17 protein-coding genes and 1 tRNA gene are annotated in these 22,918 nt (G+C 69.8%); 6 read left to right on the plus strand and 12 right to left on the minus strand.

The window, feature by feature from the left end:
* Positions 1 to 177 precede the first annotated feature (177 nt).
* Entirely contained in the window at positions 178 to 927 is a 750-nt protein-coding gene (locus tag AB0F29_RS32390; RefSeq protein WP_361879672.1) for a TetR/AcrR family transcriptional regulator, read from the plus strand.
* 235 nt (positions 928 to 1,162) lie between these two features.
* Here the strand turns inward: AB0F29_RS32390 and AB0F29_RS32395 are convergent.
* From AB0F29_RS32395 to AB0F29_RS32440, 10 genes are all read right to left on the minus strand, one after another.
* Positions 1,163 to 1,235: transfer RNA gene (locus AB0F29_RS32395), tRNA-Arg, on the minus strand.
* A 390-nt stretch (positions 1,236 to 1,625) separates the two neighbouring features.
* Entirely contained in the window at positions 1,626 to 5,255 is a 3,630-nt protein-coding gene (locus AB0F29_RS32400; protein ID WP_361879675.1) for an amino acid adenylation domain-containing protein, read from the minus strand.
* 397 nt (positions 5,256 to 5,652) lie between these two features.
* A complete protein-coding gene (locus AB0F29_RS32405) occupies positions 5,653 to 6,801 on the minus strand; it encodes a GNAT family N-acetyltransferase (protein WP_361879678.1) in 1,149 nt (382 codons plus the stop codon).
* Positions 6,798 to 7,370 (minus strand): non-canonical purine NTP pyrophosphatase, encoded by a 573-nt coding sequence (locus AB0F29_RS32410; RefSeq protein ID WP_361879681.1) that lies wholly within the window; start codon positions 7,368 to 7,370, stop codon positions 6,798 to 6,800. Before AB0F29_RS32410 ends, AB0F29_RS32405 begins: the two co-directional genes overlap by 4 nt.
* Complete coding sequence (locus AB0F29_RS32415) at positions 7,367 to 8,179, minus strand: SAM-dependent methyltransferase (protein WP_361879684.1); 813 nt, start codon at positions 8,177 to 8,179, stop codon at positions 7,367 to 7,369. The genes AB0F29_RS32410 and AB0F29_RS32415 overlap by 4 nt, the downstream gene beginning before the upstream one ends.
* The gene (locus AB0F29_RS32420) at positions 8,166 to 9,401 is read right to left on the minus strand and encodes a hypothetical protein (RefSeq protein WP_361879687.1); all 1,236 of its coding nucleotides are present in this window, start codon (positions 9,399 to 9,401) and stop codon (positions 8,166 to 8,168) included. Before AB0F29_RS32420 ends, AB0F29_RS32415 begins: the two co-directional genes overlap by 14 nt.
* Entirely contained in the window at positions 9,398 to 10,030 is a 633-nt protein-coding gene (locus AB0F29_RS32425) for a YqcI/YcgG family protein (RefSeq protein ID WP_361879690.1), read from the minus strand. The genes AB0F29_RS32420 and AB0F29_RS32425 overlap by 4 nt, the downstream gene beginning before the upstream one ends.
* Before the next feature lie 8 nt (positions 10,031 to 10,038).
* The gene (locus tag AB0F29_RS32430; protein ID WP_361879692.1) at positions 10,039 to 10,686 is read right to left on the minus strand and encodes a class I SAM-dependent methyltransferase; all 648 of its coding nucleotides are present in this window, start codon (positions 10,684 to 10,686) and stop codon (positions 10,039 to 10,041) included.
* Positions 10,683 to 11,903 carry an MFS transporter gene (locus AB0F29_RS32435; protein ID WP_361879695.1) on the minus strand — a complete coding sequence of 407 codons (1,221 nt, stop codon included), beginning with the start codon at positions 11,901 to 11,903 and terminating at the stop codon, positions 10,683 to 10,685. The genes AB0F29_RS32430 and AB0F29_RS32435 overlap by 4 nt, the downstream gene beginning before the upstream one ends.
* Entirely contained in the window at positions 11,900 to 12,823 is a 924-nt protein-coding gene (locus tag AB0F29_RS32440) for a pyridoxal-phosphate dependent enzyme (protein WP_361879698.1), read from the minus strand. Before AB0F29_RS32440 ends, AB0F29_RS32435 begins: the two co-directional genes overlap by 4 nt.
* A 766-nt stretch (positions 12,824 to 13,589) precedes the next feature.
* Between AB0F29_RS32440 and AB0F29_RS32445 the strand changes: the two genes are divergently transcribed.
* From AB0F29_RS32445 to AB0F29_RS32455, 3 genes are all read left to right on the plus strand, one after another.
* Positions 13,590 to 14,546 (plus strand): pyridoxal-phosphate dependent enzyme, encoded by a 957-nt coding sequence (locus AB0F29_RS32445; RefSeq protein ID WP_361879819.1) that lies wholly within the window; start codon positions 13,590 to 13,592, stop codon positions 14,544 to 14,546.
* Between the two features lie 325 nt (positions 14,547 to 14,871).
* A complete protein-coding gene (locus AB0F29_RS32450; protein WP_361879701.1) occupies positions 14,872 to 15,438 on the plus strand; it encodes a TIGR00730 family Rossman fold protein in 567 nt (188 codons plus the stop codon).
* A gap of 801 nt (positions 15,439 to 16,239) precedes the next feature.
* Positions 16,240 to 18,135 (plus strand): class I adenylate-forming enzyme family protein, encoded by a 1,896-nt coding sequence (locus tag AB0F29_RS32455; RefSeq protein ID WP_361879703.1) that lies wholly within the window; start codon positions 16,240 to 16,242, stop codon positions 18,133 to 18,135.
* Here the strand turns inward: AB0F29_RS32455 and AB0F29_RS32460 are convergent.
* Positions 18,122 to 19,399 carry a M6 family metalloprotease domain-containing protein gene (locus AB0F29_RS32460; RefSeq protein ID WP_361879706.1) on the minus strand — a complete coding sequence of 426 codons (1,278 nt, stop codon included), beginning with the start codon at positions 19,397 to 19,399 and terminating at the stop codon, positions 18,122 to 18,124. The genes AB0F29_RS32455 and AB0F29_RS32460 overlap by 14 nt on opposite strands.
* A gap of 271 nt (positions 19,400 to 19,670) precedes the next feature.
* On the opposite strand from AB0F29_RS32460, the gene AB0F29_RS32465 reads away from it, so the two are divergent.
* Together AB0F29_RS32465 and AB0F29_RS32470 are read left to right on the plus strand one after the other, a co-directional pair.
* A complete protein-coding gene (locus AB0F29_RS32465) occupies positions 19,671 to 20,375 on the plus strand; it encodes a TetR/AcrR family transcriptional regulator (RefSeq protein ID WP_361879708.1) in 705 nt (234 codons plus the stop codon).
* A 218-nt stretch (positions 20,376 to 20,593) separates the two neighbouring features.
* Entirely contained in the window at positions 20,594 to 22,117 is a 1,524-nt protein-coding gene (locus AB0F29_RS32470; RefSeq protein WP_361879711.1) for an MFS transporter, read from the plus strand.
* A 115-nt stretch (positions 22,118 to 22,232) separates the two neighbouring features.
* Here AB0F29_RS32470 and AB0F29_RS32475 read toward each other — a convergent pair whose 3' ends face one another.
* The gene (locus AB0F29_RS32475; protein WP_018961131.1) at positions 22,233 to 22,745 is read right to left on the minus strand and encodes a MarR family transcriptional regulator; all 513 of its coding nucleotides are present in this window, start codon (positions 22,743 to 22,745) and stop codon (positions 22,233 to 22,235) included.
* Positions 22,746 to 22,918: the final 173 nt, after the last annotated feature.

Consider the following 22,918-nt stretch of genomic DNA (forward strand, 5'->3'; position numbering starts at 1 on the left):
CCTGACACTGTCAGTTTTTTCGGGCGGCCCGGAGGATTCCCGGCCGGTCGGCAGAATTCCCGCCGGTCGACAGGCTTCCCGGGCAGGCGGCAGGCTTCCCGGGCAGGCGGCAGGCTTCTCGGGCAGGCGGTCGCCGAGGCCTCCCGGTACGGCCGGGTCCGCCGTAGGCTCGGGCGCGTGCCCGCAGACGAACACCCGTCGGCTCCGCCCTCCCTGCGACAGCGACGCCGGGCCGTCGCCACCCAGGAGATCGTGAATGCCGCCGAGCTCCACATCACCGAACACGGCTCCGCCGCCCTGTCCCTGCGCGCGGTGGCCCGGAGCCTCGGCATGAGCGTGCAGGCGCTCTACCACTACTTCCCCGACCGGAACGCCCTGGTCACGGTGCTCATAGCCAAGGCGTACGAGGACCTGGCCACCGCCGTACAGACCGCCGCCGACGCCACCCCGCCCGACCCGTCCGTACCAGGCTTCGTGATCGCGGCCGAGGGCTACCGCCAGTGGGCCGTCTCCCACCCCGAGCGGTTCCAACTCCTGTACGGGACACCCTTGCGGAGCTATGCGGCACCCGTCGGCGGCCCGACCACCCGGGCGATGCAGCAGATGAGCGCGGCCTTTCAACGCGTCCTGTTCGGCGACTTCACCCCGGAGCAACTGGCCGCAGCGGACACGCTCACGCTGTCGCCCCCGTTCCGCGCCCATCTGGAACAGCTGTCACCGGACGGCCTGGCGGCCCTGCCACCGCAGGCGACCGCGCTCCTCCTCAGCGGATGGGGCCACATGCACGGCCTCGTCGTCCTGGAGGTGTTCGGGCACACCTCGTTCCTGGGCGACCACCAGGCCGAGATCTTCCACCTGGCGATGCGCGACCTGCTGACGGACATCCACCGCCGCATCCCGGCGGCAGACGCGAACGTCCCCGGATGAGGGTGCTGGGACGGGAGCCACTCACGGTGGCGGCCGGTGGAAGGGGCGGGCCGGAGTCAGCCGCCGCAGACGGGCGAGTACGCGAACCACTCGGCCGACCGGAGAGCCGTCCGTCATGTGGTGATCGGTGTCGCGTCGCCGGTCGCGGCGTGGTCCGATGAGCCTGGACCTGGTGGATGGGCCCGGTGTATGTCAAAGGCCACCTGGGAACGTTCCCAGGTGGCCTTTTCGCTTGTGCCCCCGGCAGGATTCGAACCTGCGACACCCGCTTTAGGAGAGCGGTGCTCTATCCCCTGAGCTACGAAGGCCGGGCTCTGTGGGAAAACGTGTGGGAAATTGCCGTGGTGTCCGCAAGGTCCCATACGATCTTCCGTCGGAGCTGTGGCAGCACGCTGCCCGTGGGAGGCTGCGCACCGCCGCCAGTGTAGCGGGTGAGCCCTGTCGGCGGGCTGAGGGTGCCGCAGGCTGAGGGTCGGCTCAGGGGCTGCCCGTCGTGGCCGGGGCGATCGAGTTGTTCACCCAGGCGTAGCCGAGGAGTGCTCTTCGCGGAAGCCCAGGAGTCGGTCACCGTGGTGCGTACCCGGGGGGACGCCGGCATCATGATCGACGCGGTGGTCTCGTCGCTCTCCGGTTTTCTCGTCGTCTGTGGCCCCTCCCACGCCGCGCGCCCCGAACCGGGTCAGCTCACACCTCGTTCCTCACGCGCCACTCGTCGAACTCTGCCAGTCGCTGAGTCGTCCGATGAGCCAGACGAACGGCTGTGTATGGCCGGTGAGCACGCAGGTGCCCGCGATCACGCTCTCCAGCAGACTCTCCACGTTCCGTGAGCACAGTGCGACTGCTGCCTCATCGTCGGTGAGGTGAAGCGAACAGGAAGACGTCGCGACGGTGCTGTCGGGTTCTCGGGTGACCCCGTGTTCGTTGATCCGGACTGCAAGATCCTCTTTGGCCCCTGGCAGTACGATCGTGACCACGAGATGTGGTGCCGGTGCGGGAAGCTCGACCAGGACTGATTCCAGGTAGGTCGTCAACGCGTCAGCCCAGTTCGCCACGTCGCATCGTATGGACTCCTCGTCCCTCTCCTCCCGCGGCTCCGTGTCACCGTGCCACGTGGGAACTGTCGCGGCTTCCGTCTCGGCGTCGTTCAGGGCCCGCAGCGTCTCGTCGACGTCCGCTCGGGTATGGGACGCCGAGCAGATGAACCTCAGGCGGCCCCGCCCGCGCTCGACAATCGGGTAGCTCACGGCAGCGGCATGGACGCCCCGACGGAACAGCCCTCGGGCTATCGCATGCAGCTTCGCGCCGTCGGAGAAGAAGGGGGTGACGATAAGCCCGTCCCCCGTGCCGAGTTCGTAGCCGGCGTCCGAGAAGCGCTTCCGCATGTAGTGCGCGGTATCCCATAGCCTCGCCCGCAGCGCGTCGCCCGTCGCGACCCTGCGCAGGGCGGCAAGAGCCGCCGCCACGTCGGCAGGTGAGATGTTCGCCTGGAAGACATACGACCTCGCCGACGCCCTGAGCAAGGCAATGTGCTGCTCCCGGGCGGCGACCACACCGCCGATGCTCCCGAGGGCCTTGCTCAGGGTCGTGAGGACGAAGTCAACCTGTTCGGTGACGCCTTCCGCAGCGCACAGTCCGGCCCCCCGCACTCCGTAAAGCCCGAACGAGTGCGCCTCGTCCACCAGAACGAGCGCGCCGGACTCCTTCGCGGCGGACACGAGCTCCCGCAGCGGCGCTACCCCCTCGCCCATGCTGTACACGCTCTCGAGCACCACCAGCGTCGTCCGGTAGGGCGAGGACTCCGCTGTGAGGACCGCCCGCAGGTCGGCCGCGTCGTTGTGCCGGAAGGTCCGCACCGTCGCGCCGCTCAGGCGGGCCCCGTCCACCAGGGAGGCGTGGCAGAGCTGGTCCATGACCACGACGTCCTGATCGCCCATGATTCCGGCGACGACGCCGAGGCTCGCGGTGAACCCGGTGGGGAACAGGCAGGCGGCCGGCTTGCCCACCATGGCGGCGAATTCCTGCTCGAAGTCCGTGTGGAGGCCGGTCTGCCCCGAGCCCGCCGCTGATATCCCCATCCCGGTACCGAACCGGCCCAGCGCACTGCGTGCCTCCTCGATGACCTCCTTGTCGCGGTTGAGTCCGAGGTAGAGGTTGGTGGTCCAGATGAGCGACTGGTGTTCCTCGCCCGTCACCGGGTCGGCGACGACGCCCCGCTCGGCACTTCCGGTGCGGACGACCTTTCCGTACGGGTCCAGTCCCGAGCGCGCCAGGAGGCCCCGGAGGTGCTGTACGAGAGCGCCCCGGTCGGTCGCCGACCAGGCCGGCACCTTGGCGGCGAAGGCCGGCGGGTACCCGGACCGGACCTGGTCCTGGAACACATCGAGCCGATCCGCGGCCCCGACACCCTGCGGGCGCCCGCGCGCCCCGCCGCCGCGGGAAGCACGGCCCAGCACCGCCAGCAGCCCGTCGACGGCCTCCTTGGGAGTCATCTGCTCCACCAGGGTGGATGAAGGCAGGTCAGTAACCAGCCTCCGCGACAGGCGCACCGTGAGCTCCGCGATGTCCAGCGAATCGACCCCCAGCGCGGCCAGTGGCTCGTCCGGCCGGACCGCATCGGGGCCGGGGGCGCCGAGGAGCAGCGCCGCCTCCTCCGTCACCATGGCGAGCAGTACCGAGGGCCGCTGCTCGTGGGGCGAGGGCAGCGGGCCGGGTCCGGTCCGCGAGGCGGCCGGGCCGCCGCCGCACGCCTTCTCTTCGGGAGCCGCCTCGTCGCCGTGGTGCGCGGGGGCGGGGGCGGGGAGCCGAAGCCGGTCGACCTTGCCGTTGGGCAGTTTCGGCAGCTCGGCCGAGAGCATGACGTGGTGCGGGATCATGTACTTCGGCAGGCGGTCGGCCAGCTGGGAGCGCACGGTCGATGCGGTCACCGACTCCTGCCGGCTCACCGCGTACGCCGTCAGAAGGCTCTTGCCTTCGCCTGTGGTGGCGACGACCGCGGCCTCGTCCACTCCGGGCATCGAGGCCAGCACGGCCTCGATCTCGTCGAGTTCGATGCGATGGCCCCGGATCTTGACCTGCCGGTCGGCGCGGCCGAGGAACTCGAGCTCCCCTGTCTCCGTCCACCGGCACAGGTCGCCGGTCCGATAGATCCGCTGCTCCGGGACCGGGCCGTCCGGCGCGAGGGCCGGGAAGCTCTGCCGGGTGCGCTCGTCGTCATGGAGGTACCCTCTGGCCAGCTGGTCGCCGGCGAGAGCCAGCTCTCCCGCCGTGCCGGCCGGCACCGGCCGCAGGGACTCGTCCAGCACGTACGCCCGCGCGTCCAGGACCGGGCCGCCGATGGTGATCGGCCCGCTTCCCGCTTCGACGGCGGTGATGAACACGGTGGCCTCGGTCGGGCCGTAGACGTTCACGACCCGCGGCGCACAAGGATCAGCGTGCACCCGCTCCACCAGAGAACGGGACAGGACCTCACCCCCCAGCACCACACACCGCAACCCGCCGGGCAGCGGCCCGGCCGCGAGCAGCGCCTTCATCGCGGACGGCACCATGATGGCCGTGCGTACGCGGTGCGCTGCGGGCAGCTCGCGCAGGGCGAGCACGTTCTCGGACAGGACGACCGTGCCGCCGAGGACGAGCGTCCCCAGAATCTCCATCACCGAGGGGTCGAAGCAGACCGAGGCCGCGGCCAGGACGCCCGTCAGGTCCTCGTCGTCCAGCAGCCGGCGCATCGACGCGGCCATCGCCACCACGCTGCGGTGCTCCACCGCCACGCCCTTGGGCTTCCCGGTCGACCCCGAGGTGTAGATGACGTACGCGAGATCACCGGCCGAGCAGGCCGCAGGCGATGCCGCCGGGCGGTCCGGCACCGCGTCGAGGTGCACGCGATCGGGGGCCGCCGAGCACAGCGCCGCCGTACCGGCGTCGACGACCACCGACGCCGCCCGGGAATGCTCGATCATGTAGCGCACCCGTTCGGCCGGGTAGGCGGGGTCCATGGGCACATAGGCGCAGCCTGCCCGCAGTACTCCCAGCAGGGTTGCGACCAGCTCCCACGTCCGGCCGAGGCACACGCCGACGAGCGCCCCCGGCGCCACGCCCCGAGCTGCCAGCTCCCCGGCGATCACCTCGGCCCGGGCCCGCAGCCGCGCGTAGTCGATGTCGACCGCCCCGTCCACGACGGCGATCCGACTCCCCTGGCGCGCCGCCCGGGCCTCGAACAGCCCCCAGACGGTCTCGTCCGGACCGCGGCCCGCAGCGGGTGCGCGCGCGTCACTGCGGCGGTCCGGGGCGCCCGCGCTCCCGCGAGCGGCCCCGTGTTCGGCGTGATGCATCTCCTGCTCCCAACAAATAGAGATGGTGATGCTTCGTCGAGCATCCTGGGGAAACGCTGAGACCTGTGAGCTCCTGCCGGGTGATGTGCAAGGTCGGTCAACGAGCCCCCCTCGCCTCCTCGCGCAGCGCGTTCCCGGTTTCCCGGGCACCGGCGTCGCGCACGCACACCAGCCGGTCCCGGTATCGCCGCCGCGGTCGCGCCACGGCGATACCGGGGTCGACTACCGTCCCTCGACGTACACCTCACCCACGGGTCGCTGACGAGCCACGGCCCAGAAGCCGATCGGGGCAGATTGCCGGTACTCGTGAAGGGAAAGGTTCGTCCTCTCCGACGCCCGCCAGGCCCGGCCCCCGCTGAGAGCCGGGACCGGCGGTCCTGAAAGCGTCTCCACGTCCCTACCCGGCCACCGCGCCCATCTCGCGCCGGTAGGCCGCGTCGAGCAGCGAAGCGAGACGGGCGACCGTGGCTCCCCAGCGGTCGGGGACCCGGACGTAGCTCGTCAGCGGCCGCACGGTACATCCACGCTGCCGCTTCGCCTGGTAGGTGCCCGGCCCGAAGTGGATCCGTGACAGCCCTGCCTCGACGGCCCGCCTGATCGGCTCGTAGTAGATGAGGTTGAAGTACCCGTAAGGCGTCTCAGGCGATATTCCGAGCATGCTGGCGAACAGCTCGCCGCCCCACTCGTAGGCCACGAGGAACCCGTCGACGGTGCCGTTGCGGACGATCTCGAGGACGAGCGGCCGGCCCGCGGGCCATTGCTGGATGGCCGAGATCAGCTGACGTGACGAGGCCCCGGTGGCGTCGTGCCCGTAGCGGCGCAGATGTGCCGCGTGGAGCTCCGCGTGCCGAGCCCCGAGCGCCGCGACATCTACCTCGCGGATCGTGGCTCCCGAGGCGCGAAACGCGTCGACTTCCCGCCGGACCCGCTTGCCCCGCCTCCTCTCGACTGCCGCGTAGTCCTGGAGACCTCCCCACGCCGGGTCGATTTCCAGCACGCTGTTCCCGGCCGCGGTCATGCCGACGTACCCGCGCTCCTGGAGGAGGGCGACTGTGCGGTCATCCCCTTCGTCGACGTGCATGACGGCGGTCGTGGGATCCCTGTCCTTCTCGAGATCGTCGAGCAGGAGAGGGACATCGTGTGCGGAGCCCACGACGAGACCGGGGCGGTACCCGCTGGGGAGGACGCTGATACGAGCCGGGTACAGCTCGTGCGCCGCTTGTTCCACCACGGCGGCCAGCTCGGCGACTTCGGCCGCCTCGGCCTTGTCGACATGGCCCTCCAGCTCCGCCGCGCCGAGGCGGAGAAGGGCGACCGGGTCGTTGTAGACCCACATCTCCCCGCCGCTTCGCCAGGTCACCTGCGCCGAACTGGGCCGGCCCTCCCGCTGGACGATGCTGTAGCGGGCCGGTGTGCCTCCGAGGACCTCTCCCGTACGTAACCAGTTCGTGGAGGAGAACAGGCTGTGCGGAAGCTCCTCCCAGTACGGGCCCGCCGCGTCCAGGCCGTCCGCCCGTACGACATGTGCGGTTTCGGGCATCGTCATGCGCCGACCGTGGTGGACACCTGGTCCAGCCATTCCCGCGCCTCCAGCAAGGGGGCACGCCTCATGGTGACGTGGTGACGCGTCTCCCGGGACATCTCCGCGAGCGTTTGGCCGGTCCCGGCCACCTCGAAAATCGACGTCCACCCCGCGGCCGGGCCGCGAGGCGCCACGAGGAGGCCCTCGGTGGAGTCGGACCAGGTGGCCTGCCGGCCGCGGTGGACGATCCCGACCGCGCTCACCGCGACAGCGCGGCGGTCCTGGGCCGCGGCGACGAGGTCCCAGATTCCCTCCGGCCCGAGCTTCTCGACGAACCAGGCGATGAGTGCGCCGGGCAGCCCGTTCCAGGAGTGGAAGCTCAGAGCCGTGTCCTCGACGATGACCGGATGGTCCAGTTCGAGCGCGGCGACCTGGTCCAGCTTGTGCTGGACGACGACGCGGGGATCGGTGTCCTGGATCTCCGTGAGGTCGAGGCTGAGCCGGACGACTTCAGGGAATACTCCCTGGGTCTCGTCGAACTTGATGGCGTTGCGGCTGGCGAGTCGCACAGCGGGGTGTTGGCTGGTGCTCATGTCACAGTCCAAAGTCGGCCGGAGTCGGCGGTGAACCGTTCTCCGGGAATGCACAGGACGGAAGTATCGGATACTTCGCCCCACACCGAGTTCAGGTCGAGGAGGGAGGTCGTCACCAGGCGCGGCCGTTCGTTGTCGAGATCCGAGACGATCACCGCAGGTGTGTCTCCGGGGCGGGCCGCGAGGAAGGCGTCGCGCACCATCGTGAAGCGGCGTAGGGCTATGCCGACCGCGGGCTCGTCAGTCGGGAAGAGCTCGGGGTGGGCCTCACCATTGTGTCGCAGCATGTACAGGCACGTTCCCAGTCCGCTGTCGGCCGCACTCCGTATCCGGCGCGCGACGTCGGCGTCGGACTCGCCGTGGAGGCAGAGAGGGAACGTGATGAGGCCGCCGTTGAACGGGGCCCCGAGTATCGCCGACGCGTACTGCCACGCCGACAGGCCGGGGACGATCTCCACGTCCTCGATGCCGACTTGGCCCCGCAGTGCCGACAGGGTGGGCCCCGCCATCCCGAGAAGGCCCGGGTCGCCTGCCGTCACGATGACGGCTCGCCGCCCTGAGTCGAGCGCCTCGGAGGCCAGACGGGCGCGCAGCGCGAAGACGTCCTGGCCCGGTTCCGCGTCGGCGACGACGTCCGTCGTCGTGGTATCGGGCTTCAGCAGATGGGCCACTTGCTCGATGAAGTCGGGATGGCCGACGACGAGGTCGGCGCGGCCCAGCAGATCCGCGGCGCGGGCCGTGACGTCTCCTCCGTAGCCGATGCCCACGATGGACAGGGCGTTGTCGCGTGTGATGTCAGTCCCGGTCATCGGTCATCCAGTCGTTAGCCGGAACGATGTGTCGTGCGGCCGCGTGTGCGTGGAGGAGTGCCGTCTCCGCGTCGTCCCCGACGGCCGATACCGTGCCGAAGGCGGCCCCTTGATGCGTAAGGTCCGACACGATGTAGTCGGGCAGCCGCACAGGGTGCCATCGCGGTTGGCCGGGGAAGCCCTCGAGGATGTCCTCGCCGAGGATGGAGCCGAGCGGGCCGGTACGCGACGCGTACTTGTCGACCTGGGCGTATCCGCCGACGGCAGGCGCTCCGCTCTCCTGTGTGAACACCTTCTCCGTCGAGTTCCCGAGGGCGTTGTGGATGAGGAGAGCGTAGACATCGACGCCGGTGGCCTCCACGATTCCGGCGCCGCCCAGGCCGCCTCCGAGCCGGGGGTTCACCTCGACGAGTTCGAAGCCGTGTCCGGTGTCGATGAATTCGACGTGTGACGGTCCGGGTCCTCGTCCGACGGCCTCCAGCACTCTCGAGACCCAGATGTGTACGTCCCGTTCCCAGTCACTGCCGGGGCGGATCGGGTAAGTCGAGTCCATTTCCTTCCAGTTCGGCATCGGCGAGATGGTCCGACTGCTCACACCCAGCAGGTGCGTTCGCTCGTCGGTGGTCCAGGTCTCGGCACTGAACATCGGCCCCGTCGCGTAGGTCTCGACGGTGCACCGGCTCGCGGGCACCCCGCGGGACTCCAACTCCTTGATCCGCCGCAGCACACCTCGGGGGGTGGTGGCGAAGAGGACGTCCTTGCTGCCGGAGCCACGCGAGTCCTTCACGATGACCGGCCGGGTGGCGACGTCGAGGACCTCTCCGCCGAGGCTCAGTGCCTCGGTGCCGGCCACGGCCCGGCTCTGCGCGAGCCCAGCCTCGTGGAGCCGTTGCCGCGTCGATGTCTTGTCGAGCAGCTCTCCGGTGTTCCGCTGCACTCCCGGGAGGCCGAACCGTTCGGCCAGCGCCTCCGCCGTCGGTGCCCAGCGGTCCGTGTTGCTGATGAGCGCCGTGATGTCGTGCTCGGAGAGGAAACGGGCGACGTCGTCGACGGAGGACGTGTCCATCGAGTGGCAGAGGATTCCGGGCGCCGCCCTGAGTTCCTGGGCGTAATACGGCTGGTCGAACGTGAGCAGGTGCAGCTGGACTCCGAGCCTGGCGGCCGCGGCGTCGAAGAACCGCAGACCATGGTTGAGAGCCTCCAGCATGGCTACACGCGTCATCGGTAGACCTCCTTCAAGCCGCACTCCCACCATGCCGCCGGGTCCTCGTCGCCACGTGGCGGGAGGAAGCGCTCGGCCTCGGGGCGAGTGGTGTCGTACGCTCGTCCGGCTCTGGCGAAGCGGCGCCGGATCGACCTCCGTACTCGGCTGGAGTCGTCGGGCAGCCGGTGATGGAACGAGGAGTCGGGCTGGAGCACGATGTACACCTTGCCGGTGTCCGGCGTGTACCTGGCGTGCCGCTTGTCGAAATCCGGTGTGAACACGGCCACGAAGACATCGCTGCCCGCCACTTTGAGACGCCAGCGCGTGTGAACCGTATCCGGTAAGTACGCCGAGTCCTCGTCGGCCATCTCCCTGATCCACGCGCCGAGGACCGGCGCGAGCTCATGGGGCCTTCTGCCGACGCGCTCGACGGGTAACTCGGTCACCACCGCATCGGTGCCGTCGGCTTCCGCATGGCCGACGCAGCGGCGGATCTCGGGAGCGATACGCCGGAAGTACGCGTCGACCGGCTCGTCACCGAGGGGCGGCAGAACCTGGACGACGGCCTTCCGCGCGTACGGACACAGTGTGGATTCGATGATCTCCTCGAATCCGGGCGGGTGTTGCTGGGACGAGTTGACATGCATGGCCGATCTCATTCGGACCGCCGCACCAGGAGGTGCCCCCACTGGTGGTAGTGATCGACCGGGAACTCGATGTGCGCTTTGTCGAGAACCGGCGGGAGAACGCGGTGGTGCAGTACCTGGAAGTCCGAGCGGCCGGCGAAGTGGTCCTTCCACCACTGGGCCTCCGGACAGTTCTCGCGACCTTTGTATTTCTTCTCCAGCGGCAGCATGTAGTCGAAGTAGACGAGGCCGCCCACCCGGACGAGGTCACAGACCGCGTCGACCATGCCGGCGAGTCGATGCCCGCTGTTGAACGAGTACTGCAGAGCCCCGCTCGTGAACACGGCGTCGAACTGTCCCGGCCGGGGGAAGTCCATGAAGTCACCGCAGGTGACCTCGACACGGTCCGAGAGGTTCTCCTGCTTGACCCGGCTCACCAGGCCCGGTACCGACACCTCACCCGAGGCGTCCTCTTTGACTCCGCCGTTGACAGCGATGTCGTCGACATCCACGGCCCAGACGTCAAAGCCCTTGCGGGCGGCCGGGAGCACGTATTTGCCGTCGGCGCATCCGATGACTGCCAGGGTGGGCGCCTTCGTCGCCTCCGCCGCCTCGATCCGTGCGAGGTAGGAGTAATAGCGCGACTGCGGCTGGCCCCAGAGGCTGCTTGTCTTCATTCCTTGTTCCTTTCGGTTGCTTGTTCGTGCCTGGCCTCGGCGCCGGGACCGGCCCGGTGGCGAGGCAGAACGGTGGCGAGTGCTCCGGCGGCCAGGAAGCCGGCCGCCAGCACCCAGAGCGAGTTGGCGAAGACGGCGCCCGTCCCCGTCGTTCTCGCGACGAGCCAGGACGAGACGGTGGCGCCGCACAGACCGCCGAGACCGTCGCCCAGGCTCAGGTATCCGTAGGCGGTCGCCGGGGACGGCAGATGCCGCACCTGGTCATCGAGCCACAGCACGACGAGGACCTCGGCTACGGCGATGGCCACAGCGCCGCCGACCCAGAGCGCGACGTGGGAGGTCGCCAGGCTGAAGGGCAGGACGCCCAGCGCCATGGCGGCGCCGGCCACGGGAAGGGCCATTTGTCCACCTCGGCCCACGACCCACAGCGCGAACGGCTGGAGCAGGATGACGGCAATGCTGTTGGCCAGGAAGACAAAGGTCAGCGCGGAGTTGCTGCCACCTCCGGCCACCACCTGCGGCAGCGAACTCTCCAGGAGAATCGCCGCCGTACCGTCGACCACCGCGATCACGAGAAGGGGTCGCAGCAGCCTCAGCGTCGGCCTCGCACCGTCTGGGGCAGGAGGAGCGATGGCCCGGGCTCCGCCCATCGTGAGCTGGGACAGCGTCAGGGCCAGGAACACCCCGGCCGCGGCGAAGAACATCAACCTCGGGTCGTAGTGGAGGGCCAGGAGGCCGGCGAGCGGCCCGAGCGCGGCACCCAGGTTGGCAGCCCCGTTGCGCACGGCCAAGGAGCGCAACTGCCGTTCCTCGGGCACTACACGGAGAAGAAGTTCCTTTGCCGCCGGGAAGTACAACCCCGCGCCCGCCCCCGTCAGCACCAGCGCCACGACGGTCGAAGGAGCGTCGTCGCGGAGCAGCAGGAGATAGCCGATGATCCGAAGCACGTTCCCCGAGTGCATGACAGTCAGCGCCGGGACACGTCGGCACAGCCATCCGGACGCCAGTCCCGCTGCCCGGGTGAAGCAGAAGCTGAGGCCGATGGCGAAGCCGGCGGCGGTGTTGCTCCACCCGAGGTCGCGGGTGAGGTAGACAGCGAGATACGGCGCGACGAGCAGGACACCGACACTCGAGAGGAAGGCGCCCGCGTGCAGCAGGACCTCCTCCCGGCCCATGCCACCCAGGCGGGGGGCCGAGTCCTGGGCCGTCCCGCTCACGGTGCGGTGAATCCCTGTCCGGTGCTCTGCCAGGGGGTCCAGCACCATGGCGGCACCAACTCGGAAGAGGACGAGACGGCCCGCGGCGCATCGGCCTGTCCGAGTTCGGGGACGGAGTCGGCTCCGGCGAAGACCGTCGACAGGTACCGGTGGCCGGGGTCCGGGCTGATGAAGACGACCGGCCGGTCGGTCGAGTGACGGTGCCAGTTCGCGACCGCGTAGGCCGCACCGCTCGACAGTCCCGCGAACAACCCGTGTCGCCGCAGAACGGTGATCGCTCCACGCCGTGCCGTGGCGTAGTCGATCCAGTGGATCTCGCGGTAGATCGAGTAGTCGATGTTGCCGAAGGCGATGCCGCTGCCGAGCCCGGATATGAGGAACTCGGGGTCCTCGACGTGCTGGCTTCCGAAAGAGACGCTGCCGAACGGCTGGACTCCGACGACAGTGGGGCTGATACCGCGATCGGCCAGGCCCTGCCCGATCCCCGCGGTCGACACACCGGTGCCCACTCCGCCGACGAGCACGGCCTCGTCGGACCCGAGTGAGGCGGCGATGGTCTGCGCCATGGACCGGTAGCCGTCGTAGTGCCGGGTGTCGTGGTATTGGCGCATCCAGTAGGCCCCGGGGAGGCCGGCCACGACCTCCTGGACACGCTGGACCCGTGCCCCTTGGTCGAACGTGGCGTCGCCCGTGCCGGAGGGCTGCTCCACGGTGGCGCCGAGGGACGTGAGCTGGACCATCAGAGCCGGGTCGACGGCAGGGCTGGCGACGATATGACATCGCAGGTCGTACTTCGAACACGCCAGCGCGAGCGCGAGTGCGTAGAGCCCACTTGAGCTGTCAACGAGGGTGTCGCCCTTCTCCACAACTCCGTCCTGAATCAGGGACTCGACGACGCCGAGGGCTGATGCGACCTTCATACATTCGAATCGGATGACGAACAGGCCGGGATCCAGTTGCACGAGTGCTGGCTGCGCGAGCATGTCTGCGATGTGCGTGTACACGAGAACAACTCTCCACGGATCGTGTAAAGGTCGATTCCAAGGTCGGCGATCAGGCCGGTGCCGGCTCTGCACGCGGCAGATCGACAGAAGTCCCCGGGATGCGGATCCCGGCCGGGTGGGCTCGTCCGTGTTCACGGAGAGGAACGCCGACGCCAACAGGATCGAGTGAGGAATCTCAAGCGCATCGAGTGAGGAAGCTCAAGCGAGGGGGCGCCGGAGGCGGCGGGCCGGCTCGGACGGGCTCGACGGCTCAGTCAGTAAGTGATCCACATCGTCGCGGGATCACTCGCATTCGGGGCGAGAAGGCCGACGCACGCGTCGGTCGCGAAGCTCCGGCGGAGAATCCGGCCACCGGACTTCATCTCTCGGCGGCCCCTTGAGTGGCGCACGCACATGCCGATCCATGAACTCCCCCGTCATAGATTGAGTTACGTCAAGACCACCGTGATACTGCTTGATGAACATACAAGATCACCATCGGATTTTGAAGGGAAGATTGATTTTGGCCAACCACAGTGACCTATGGGGCCTGAGATGCCCAAGTTGCCTGTGGGAGGGCGGGATATCCCACGAAGTGCGGGCTTGTCCGCGCTGTCGGGGTCGGGGTGTGCACATGGCCGTGGAGTTGCATCGTGAAGGCGGCAGACCGCAGCGGCCCGACCACGTGCAGGGCGACACCTCGATGTGGAAGTGGCGCGCATTCTTCCCTCCCCTGCCGAACCCGGTCTCTCTTGGGGAGGGCAATACTCCACTTGTCCCCCTGCGGCATATGACAGGAGTCTGGATCAAGGACGAACGGGCCAATCCGACCGGATCATTCAAGGACCGGATGGCGAGTCTGGCCGTGTCGTGGGCGCAGGCCCAGGGATTCAGGACGGTCGCGGTCGCCTCGACCGGAAACGCGGCGGTCTCCACGGCCGCCTATGCCGCTGCCGCGGGCCTGCGCTGCGTGATCCTCGCCAAGCAGGGCGGAATGGCGTCGTCCGACATGGAGTGTTCGCTGCGAGCCATGGGGGCCGAGATCCGTTTCACCGAAACCTGGCATGCCCGGTGGACCGAACTCGAACGCGGGGTCCGCGAGCAGGACTGGTACCCCATCAGCAACTACCGGATCCCGCCGGTGAGCAGTCAGCCCGTCGGAGTTCGCGCGTACCGCTCACTGGCCTACGAGATCGCTGAACAGCGATCCTGGTCGCCCCCCGACTGGATCGCCGTACCGGTCTCCCGCGCTGATGCCCTCTGCGCGATGGTGGCAGGGTTCGACGAACTCCGCAGGCTCGGCTGGATCTCCCGGGTCCCCCGAATGCTCGCGGTGGTGCGCTTCCCCAGCCTCCAGGAGGCGGTCCGGAGCGGTCGAGAGCAGCCGCTGCCAAGCGAGTACCCCGACCGGGTGGCAGCATTGTCGATCAGCGACCCCCAGGCAACGGCCGCTGCTGTACGGGCAGTTCGCCACAGCGGCGGCGATGTCCTGGTCCTCGACGACGACGACCTGGCCAGGGCGCAGGCTGAAGCTGCCTCCCATGGCTGGCTGGTCGAACTCTCCTCCGCCGCAGCAATGGCCGGCGCGGCCGAGCTCCTGCGGCAGGGGAGTGGGGGCGATATCGTCGCCCTGGTCACGGCGGCGGGTCAGCCTCGATGACCCACCGGCTCGTCGATCAGTGGTCGTCCACGGACTTCGATGGCACCGCCTCGGACGGCTCGACGGCCTCGGTCACGTTGTTGCTGGTCATCGATGCGTCGCATTGATGCGTCTTTCATGATCGGGATTTACACCGAACGTCTTGCGGTCCCCCTCCGTGCAGCCTTGTGGTGCCCTCCAGCGCCGACTGACTATCAACGAACTATGGCTGGTTCATGTCGCCGGAATGCCCCAATTCGGGCCCTCGCCCCGCTCGCGTCGCTACGCTCGAAACGGCGAGCGCAATTGGTTGATCTTGCGTCACCATGCTCCTTAGGATGCCAGGATGCGGATCACAGTCTTCTTGTCCTCGAACCCTGTCCCCGATCGCTATCAACGAGCGGCTGAGCTCCTCGGGCGCCTCCTCGGCGAAGCCGGTCATACCGTCGTCTGGGGCGGAACGGACCTGGGCCTCATGAAGGTTCTGGTCGATGCCGCCGAAGAGGCCGGCGGGAAGTCCGAAGGTATTTCCGTCGGCTTCTTGGAGCGATACATCAGACCCGGATCGACGATGATCATTGCTCGGAACCTCGCCGACCGGAAGGAGCAACTTCTTGCCGACACAGATGCAGTCGTGGTGGTCGCCGGTGGCACCGGCACGCTTGACGAAGCCACGGACGCAATCGAACTGCGACGCCACGGCATGACGTCGGCCCCACTGATCTTCCTGAGCACCGATGGATTCTATAGTCCGCTGCAGGAGCTTCTGAACCGAATGCACGAAGAGGACTTCCTGAACGTGTCACTCGCCGACGTGGCCACTTTTGTGGAAACGCCTGAGGAAGTCATGGCAGCCATCCACGCGATATCGGGATCGGGATCGACGAAAGCGCTCATGACTATGGAGCCGTAATCTGCCTGACCCGCACGAAACTCCCCGAGGAGGCTATTTCGCTCCCGTCGGGGCGCCACCTGCACCAGGTCCGGGCCCGAAGAACCGCTGCTACCTGCGGCGACGCGGAACCGAGCACACCATCCCCGAACGTCTCGACCAGCAGAGACACCGGAAGAACCGAGGTTACGAGGCGGACGGCCCACCGGTGTCCACAGCGAGCGCTGAACAAGAAACGGGACACTGTCGAACGCACCATCAACCGCCTCAAAGGCTTTCGCGCCGTCGCGGCCCGCGACCCGCGGCGAGAAGCGCGCCTACATCGCCCTCGGTACCGTCACGCTCGCAGCCCTCGCCAGCAGCCCTCGCCATCCGGCTCCGCACATGATCCGGCAAACATGCCCCAGCGGACAGGGATTGCAGAGGTCGCCCCCGTTGCCGCTGTGCGCAGCAATACCTTCGCGCCGCGGCTCGGCACGGTATTGGGGTGCGGGCCCGACCTCGAAACGCCCGAGGGCGGCACCCTTTCCGGGATGCCGCCCCTTCGGCGCGTACGGTCGCGCGGGGGCGCGTCCGTGTCGGAGCGAGCCGACCGGGCTCCGCTCCTGCGGTGTGGCGTCCTGGTCCGACGCGCCCCAGCATTCCACCTCGCCGCCGGGACCGGGAGCGGGACCTGGCGCGGGAGCGGGACCTGACCCTCCGCCCGTCCGCCCGTCCGCGTCCGTGCGCGCGCCCTGCTCGTCCGGCCTTGGCGCCGCGCCCCCGTCCGCATAGCGTCTCGCCTAGCAGCCAGCGTCAGCGTCAGCGCGAGAGAGGCCGTCCGTGCCGCACACCCACCCGTCCACGTCCACGTCCCCGGCCCCCGAAGACGCCGGGGCCCCCGCGGAACGCGCCCGGCGCGCCGCGCGCATTGAGGCATCCCTCACCGCGCCCGGCGCGCCCTTCGCCGTGGTCATCGGCGAGCAGGGGACGCCGGAGTACGCCGACGGGCCCCGTACGCTCCGGGAGTTCGTGGAGACCACCTGGGCCTACCGGGACGCGCCGTTCCTCGTCGCCGGCGAACAGCGTTACTCCTACGCCGAGTTCTTCGCCGCCGCCTCCGCCCTCGCCGTACGCCTGCGGGAGCGGTACGGGCTGCGCTCCGGCGACCGGGCCGTGATCGCGATGCGGAACCATCCCGAGTGGCAGATCGCCTTCTGGGCCGCCCAGTTGGCCGGTCTCGTCGCCGTACCGCTCAACGCCTGGTGGACCGAGGACGAGTTCGTGCACGCCCTGGAGGACTGCGAACCCGGGGTGCTCCTCGTGGACGGGGAGCGGCTGGGGAGGGTCTCCGGCTGGGCCCGAGGGACCGGGACGCGCGTCGTCCTCTTCCACGGGCCGGACGGCGAGGGGCAGGCGGCGGCCGGGCTGCGCGTCGAGCGGTACGAGGAGTTCCCCGCGCCCGACCCGCTGGCCGCGCCGCCCGACGTGGAGCCCCGGCCCGAGGACGACGCCACGATTCTCTACACCTCCGGCACCACCGGCCGCCCCAAGGGCGCGGTCGCCACCCATCTCGCCCAGGCCGGGGCCGCGCTCAACCCCCGCTACCACGCGGCGGTCTCCGCGCTGGCGCGCGGCGTCATCCCGGGGCAGGGGCCCGCCCCGGTCTCCCTGATGACGTTCCCGTTCTTCCACGTCGCCGCGTTCACCGGCTTCTACGGTGCGATGGCGGTCGGCGGCACCCTCGTCCTGATGCGCAAGTGGGACGCGGACGAGGCGCTGCGGCTGATCCGGGCGCACCGCGTCACGCACTTCGCCGGGGTGCCCACCACCGGGCTCCAGCTGCTGGAGGCCGCGGAGCGGACCGGGGACGGGCTGGAGAGCCTCACGCTGTTCAGCACCGGGGGAGCCCCCGCCCCGCCCGCCCTGGTCGCCCGCCTCACCGCCCGGTACGGGGAACGTGTCGAGCCCCGCAACGGCTACGGCCTCACCGAGACCAGCGGCGGGGTCCTCGCGCACTTCGGGGACGCGTACCGGGCGGAGCCGGGCGGCGCGGGAGGGCCCACCCCGGTCACGGAGGTGAGGGTCGCCGGGCCGTCGGGGGAGGAGCTGCCCGACGGGGAGGCGGGGGAGCTGTGGCTGCGCGGCCAGTCGCTGTTCCGCGGCTACTGGCGCGACGCGGCGGCGACCGAGGAGGCCTTCGGTGACGGCGGCTGGTTCCGTACGGGGGACCTCGCCGTACGCCGCGAGGGGCGGGTATCCATCGTGGACCGGCTCAAGGACGTGGTGATCCGGGGCGGCGAGAACGTGTACTGCGTCGAGGTCGAGGGCGTCCTGCACGACCACCCCGACGTGGCCGACGCCGCCGTCCTCGGCATCCCGCACCCGGTGCTGGGGGAGGAAGTGGCGGCCGTCGTCCGGCCGCGCCCCGGGGCCGGGGTCACCGCCGGGGGCCTGCGCGAGCACGTCGGCGCGAGGCTCGCCGCCTTCAAGGTGCCCGCCCGGGTGCTGTTCACCGACGAGGAGCTTCCGCGCAACGCCACCGGGAAGCTCCTCAAGCACCGCCTCCGCGCCTTCGCGGAGGGTGGCACCGCGGGGGGCGGCACCGCGGAGGGCGGCACCGAGGAGGGCGCCGGGAGGAGTGCCGAGAGGAGCGCCGAGAGGAGCGCCGGGGAGGGCACCCCGGCGTGCGGTCCGTCGTGCGCCGCGGAGGCCGAGCCCCCGCTCACGGGCGCGTGACCCGCACCCGGTAGTTGCCGTCGTCGTCCTCGTCCAGCACGGATATCCGTACGCCGTTGGCCCGGTCGACGAAGGTCTGGCCGGGGCGGAACGGAGCGTCGGACAGTTCCGCGTGCACGTTGGGGCGCCGGGTGCAGCCGCCGCTGTCCTCGGTGGCGTCGGCGACGGAGACCGGGCCCTGGCCGGTGTCCACGTCGGAGCTGACCTTGTAGATCAGGACCCCCGGCCGGCAGACCGCCTCGTCGTTGCCCGCCGCCGTACGGACCTCCACGGCGTAGCCGGACCGGTCGCTCAGCGGGACGAAGGCGAGCTTGGTGCCGCCCTCGGCGGCCAGCGGGCCGAGGGTGTGCTCGCTGACGCCGGCCCGCGACGCGCAGCTGATCTGCTCGTTGTCGAGCCAGCCGAGCTTCCACTTGTGCCAGGCCAGGAAGTCGTTGTTGGCGCCCCAGTCCTCGGACATGATGTCCCAGTGCCCGACCGAGCCGCCGCCCTCCATCGTGTAGAGGTCGGGCAGCCCGAAGACGTGGCCGTTCTCGTGCGGCAGGACGCGGTAGCCGGTCTCGGCGTACGACCCCGATCCGTCGTCCTGGCGGCTGTAGACGAACGACGTGTTGGAGAGCGGGACGCCGTCCGCCGTCGGGGCCTCGTCGTTGCCGGAGAAGGTGACCGAGAGCACGGTGTCCAGCGCGGAGGGGCCGGCGTTCGGGCTGACCAGGACGTTGACCAGGTCGTACGCGGAGAAGTCGACCCGGGGGTCGGCGGCCGCGACGATGTCCTTCACCAGCTGGCGGTAGCCCGGCTCGAAGGGGGAGCCGCGCTCTATCCCGTACTCCGTGAAGGGCATCGGCATTCGCAGCCAGTCCTTGACGGGGGCCTCGGGCCGGTAGACGAGCCGGCCGTAGGAGCTGGCCCTGAACCACTCGGAGGTCTGCGGGAAGAACTCCGCGTACCGGTCCGTCGCGGGTTCCGTTCCCTCCGCGTCCGGGAAGTCGATCATCAGGTTGAGCGCCTTGATCTCGCCGGTCGACCGGGCGTAGCCGGGCGGAGTCGGCAACCCCTCGGACATCTGTACGCCCATGGTGGCGGAGATCCGGCACGGGGCGAGCGCGGAGTCCTGGCTGGTGGCCGCCGGCCCCGCCGAGGCGCGGCCGGCGCTCGGAAGGGTGGTGCTGGCCGAGGCCACGGCCGCTATGACCAGCGCGGTCGCTCCGGCCAGGGCGACCGGGCGGTGGTGTCTGCGTATCCGGTGGCGGGGCTGCTGCATAGAGGCGCCTTCGGGGTCCGCGGCAGTCGGCCGACCCCTGACTGCGCTCTGGCGATCAGCCTGTGCCGGGTGGTCCGGGGCCGCTCGCTGGGTGCGCCGATCGGAGGGTTTTCTCCCCGAAGGGGCGTGGTGCAGGTCACATGGGAGGGGGAAATAAGCGGGGAGCCTCTCCCCGTTTGCATACGTGTCCCCCGCTAAACGGGGAAGCGGTCCCCGGTTACCGATGGGGGCCGGCCGACTACCCAGAGGGAAGAAGGGGAGGAGCGTCGTCGTGGAGACCACCGCCGGGGCCACCAGGACCGCCGCGAAGGGCACCGTGCCGGCAGCCGTCGGCGGCCCCGCACCCGCGGCACCGTGCCGGGCGCCGCGCCCGCGGGCCGACGCGCTGCGCAACCGCGAGCGGATCATCGCGGCCGCGCGCGAGCTGTTCGTCGAGTTCGGGCCGGACGTGGCGCTGGACGACGTCGCACGGCGAGCGGGCGTGGGCAACGCCACGCTCTACCGGAACTTCCCCGACCGGGCCGCCCTCACCCATGAGGTCGTCCTCGCGGTCACCTCCCGCACCACGCTCCGGGCCGAAGAGGCCATCGCGGCGGAGTCCGACCCGTTCGCCGCGCTCAGCCGCTTCGTACACGCGGCCGCCGACGAGCGGATCGGCGCCCTGTGCCCGATGCTCTCCGGCGTCTTCGACAAGGACCACCCCGAACTGCTCGCCGAGCGCCGACGCCTGGAAGAGGCCGTCGAAGGGCTCGTGGCGCGCGCCATGTCCGCGGGGCGGCTGCGCACCGACATCGCCGTCGGTGACGTACTCGTCGCCCTCTCCCAGCTCACCCGGCCGCTCCCCGGCATCGCCTGCCAGGGCATCGACCGGTTCACCCACCGTCATCTGCAGTTGTTCCTGGACGGACTGGAGTCCCCGGCCCGCTCCGAACTGCCCGGATCGGCGGCGACCCTGGAGGACCTGCGGCGCCCCTAGGACCTGTTGTCGAACCGCCCTGGCCCCGCACCGGCCTGAACCTTCCGGCCGTGCCCTGAGGGGCCCGGCCCACCGCCTCACATCACTCGCCTCACATCACTCGCCTCACACCACTCGCCTCGCCTCACCGCACCCCGTCGCGCGTACACGAGCACGTACCGCCGACGCCCACTTCGCGACGCCTCGGCGCCCTCGCACGTCCTTAGGTGGATACACCCATGCCAAAAACGGCTGACACAGCCCTTCCCGATCCGAGTCGCTGGAAGGCCCTGGCCTTCATCGCGCTCGCCCAGCTGATGGTCGTCCTCGACGCGACCATCGTGAACATCGCTCTGCCCTCCGCCCAGACCGACCTCGGCATATCCGACGGCAACAAGCAGTGGGTCATCACCGCCTACGCCCTCGCCTTCGGCGGGCTCCTCCTCTTCGGCGGCCGGATCGCCGACCTCTGGGGACGCAAGCGCACCTTCGTCGTCGGTCTGATCGGCTTCGCGCTGGCCTCCGCGCTCGGCGGGGCCGCCCAGAACGAGGCGATGATGTTCGGCTCCCGGGCCCTCCAGGGTGTCTTCGGCGCCCTGCTCGCCCCGGCCGCCCTCTCCCTGCTCGCCGTGATGTTCACCGACGCCAAGGAGCGCGCCAAGGCCTTCGGCATCTACGGGGCCATCGCCGGTGGCGGTGGCGCGGTCGGGCTGATCCTCGGCGGCCTGCTCACCGAGTACCTGAACTGGCGCTGGACGTTCTACGTCAACATCCCGTTCGCCATCGTCGCCGCCGCCGGCGCGTACTTCGTCATCCGTGAGCCCTCCGGCGCCCGCAACCGCGCACCGCTGGACATCCCCGGCGTCGTGCTCTCCACGCTCGGCCTGGTCGCCCTGGTGTACGGCTTCACCCGCGCCGAGTCGGCCGGCTGGTCGGACACGCTGACCGTCTCGATGTTCGTCGCCGCCGTCGTGCTGCTGGTCGCCTTCGTCGTGACCGAGGCGCGCGTGAAGTCGCCGCTGCTGCCGCTGCGCGTCCTCACCGAGCGCAACCGCGGCGGGGTCTACCTCTCGCTGGGGCTCGCCATCATCGCGATGTTCGGGCTGTTCCTCTTCCTGACCTACTACCTCCAGGTCGTGAAGGGCTACTCCCCGGTGAAGACCGGCTTCGCGTTCATGCCCATGATCGTCGGCATGATCACCGGCTCCACCCAGATCGGCACCCGGCTGATGACCCGGGTCCCGCCGCGCCTGCTGATGGGCCCCGGCTTCCTGGTCGCCGCGGTCGGCATGCTGCTCCTGACCCAGCTGGACCTGAACACCAGCTACGCGGCCGTCATCCTGCCCGGCATGCTGCTGCTCGGCCTCGGTATGGGTACGGCGTTCATGCCGGCGATGTCCCTGGCCACGCACGGCATCGAGCCGCGTGACGCGGGCGTGGCCTCCGCGATGGTCAACACCTCGCAGCAGGTCGGCGGCGCCATCGGCACCGCGCTGCTGAACACCATCGCCGCGAGCGCCACCACCGCGTACGTCGCCGATCACGCGGCCCGCGCCACGGACCCGCGGCTCCTGGAGCTCCAGGCCATGGTCACCGGTTTCGCCGCCGCGATCTGGTGGGCCGTCGGCATCCTCGTCGCCGCCGCCGCCATCGCGATAGCCCTCATCAACACCGGCCGCCCCGGAATGGGGTCCGGTGGGACGACCGGCGCGTCCGACGCGGACGCCGAGGAGGAGTTCAGGATTCCGGTCGTCGCCCACTGACGACGACGGCAGCGGTTCCTGCCCCGCCCCGGCAGCGTCCCTGCCCGTGATTCCCCGGCCCCGACTCTCCTGCCCGTGGCTTCTCTGCCCTGGTTTCCGCTCAGCGATCGCTCGCTCAGCGGAGCCAGGGCAGATCCGCGTCCGTGCCCTCCGGCTCCAGGCCGGTCGCGAGCACCCGCATGATCTCCCCGAGGCTGCTCACCTGCTCGGGCGTGAGCCGGTCGAACATCGCCTGCCGTACGGCCTCGACGTGCCCCGGGGCCGAGCGGCGGAGCATCGCGTAGCCGTCGTCCGTGAGCACCGCGTTCTGGCCGCGCTTGTCGGAGGGGCAGTCCTCGCGGCGCACCCAGCCGTTCTTCTCCAGCCGGGCGATGGCGTGCGAGAGCCGGGAACGGGTGATCTTCGCGTTCCGGGCCAGCTCCGTCATCCGCATCCGGCGGCGGGGCGCCTGCGAGAGCTGGACGAGCAGTCCGTAATAGGTGTGCGGCATGCCGGCATCGCGCTGCAACTGGCGATCGAGGTGATCCTCCAGCAGCGTGGTGGCGTGCAGATAAGCGCGCCAGGCGTGCTGCTCCTCGTCGGTGAGCCAGCGCGGCGCGCTGGTGGATGCCGTGGTCATGTACTCCACTGTACGACCTTTTCTTGAAAGTTTAACTAGATAGGGCTAAGGTCTCCGGAGGTAGGAGCTTGAAGTTTCAAGAAACCTGCCCCGAGAGATCCCCGCAGGGGATCCGAAGGAGTTTCGCAGGACCCCTGAACAACGATCCCCCGGATGACCTCGGGGAACTCCTGCTCGGACGA

Source organism: Streptomyces sp. NPDC026589 (genome assembly GCF_040638385.1).
Taxonomy (GTDB): Bacteria; Actinomycetota; Actinomycetes; order Streptomycetales; family Streptomycetaceae; genus Streptomyces.

Bases quoted from the DNA above. Each gene is read 5' to 3' on its own strand.
- AB0F29_RS32400 (WP_361879675.1), bottom strand. From the start codon at position 5,255: ATGCATCACGCCGAACACGGGGCCGCTCGCGGGAGCGCGGGCGCCCCG.
- AB0F29_RS32405 (WP_361879678.1), bottom strand. From the start codon at position 6,801: ATGACGATGCCCGAAACCGCACATGTCGTACGGGCGGACGGCCTGGAC.
- AB0F29_RS32410 (WP_361879681.1), bottom strand. From the start codon at position 7,370: ATGAGCACCAGCCAACACCCCGCTGTGCGACTCGCCAGCCGCAACGCC.
- AB0F29_RS32415 (WP_361879684.1), bottom strand. From the start codon at position 8,179: ATGACCGGGACTGACATCACACGCGACAACGCCCTGTCCATCGTGGGC.
- AB0F29_RS32420 (WP_361879687.1), bottom strand. From the start codon at position 9,401: ATGACGCGTGTAGCCATGCTGGAGGCTCTCAACCATGGTCTGCGGTTC.
- AB0F29_RS32425 (WP_361879690.1), bottom strand. From the start codon at position 10,030: ATGCATGTCAACTCGTCCCAGCAACACCCGCCCGGATTCGAGGAGATC.
- AB0F29_RS32430 (WP_361879692.1), bottom strand. From the start codon at position 10,686: ATGAAGACAAGCAGCCTCTGGGGCCAGCCGCAGTCGCGCTATTACTCC.
- AB0F29_RS32440 (WP_361879698.1), bottom strand. From the start codon at position 12,823: ATGAAGGTCGCATCAGCCCTCGGCGTCGTCGAGTCCCTGATTCAGGAC.
- AB0F29_RS32445 (WP_361879819.1), top strand. From the start codon at position 13,590: ATGTGGAAGTGGCGCGCATTCTTCCCTCCCCTGCCGAACCCGGTCTCT.
- AB0F29_RS32450 (WP_361879701.1), top strand. From the start codon at position 14,872: ATGCGGATCACAGTCTTCTTGTCCTCGAACCCTGTCCCCGATCGCTAT.
- AB0F29_RS32460 (WP_361879706.1), bottom strand. From the start codon at position 19,399: ATGCAGCAGCCCCGCCACCGGATACGCAGACACCACCGCCCGGTCGCC.
- AB0F29_RS32470 (WP_361879711.1), top strand. From the start codon at position 20,594: ATGCCAAAAACGGCTGACACAGCCCTTCCCGATCCGAGTCGCTGGAAG.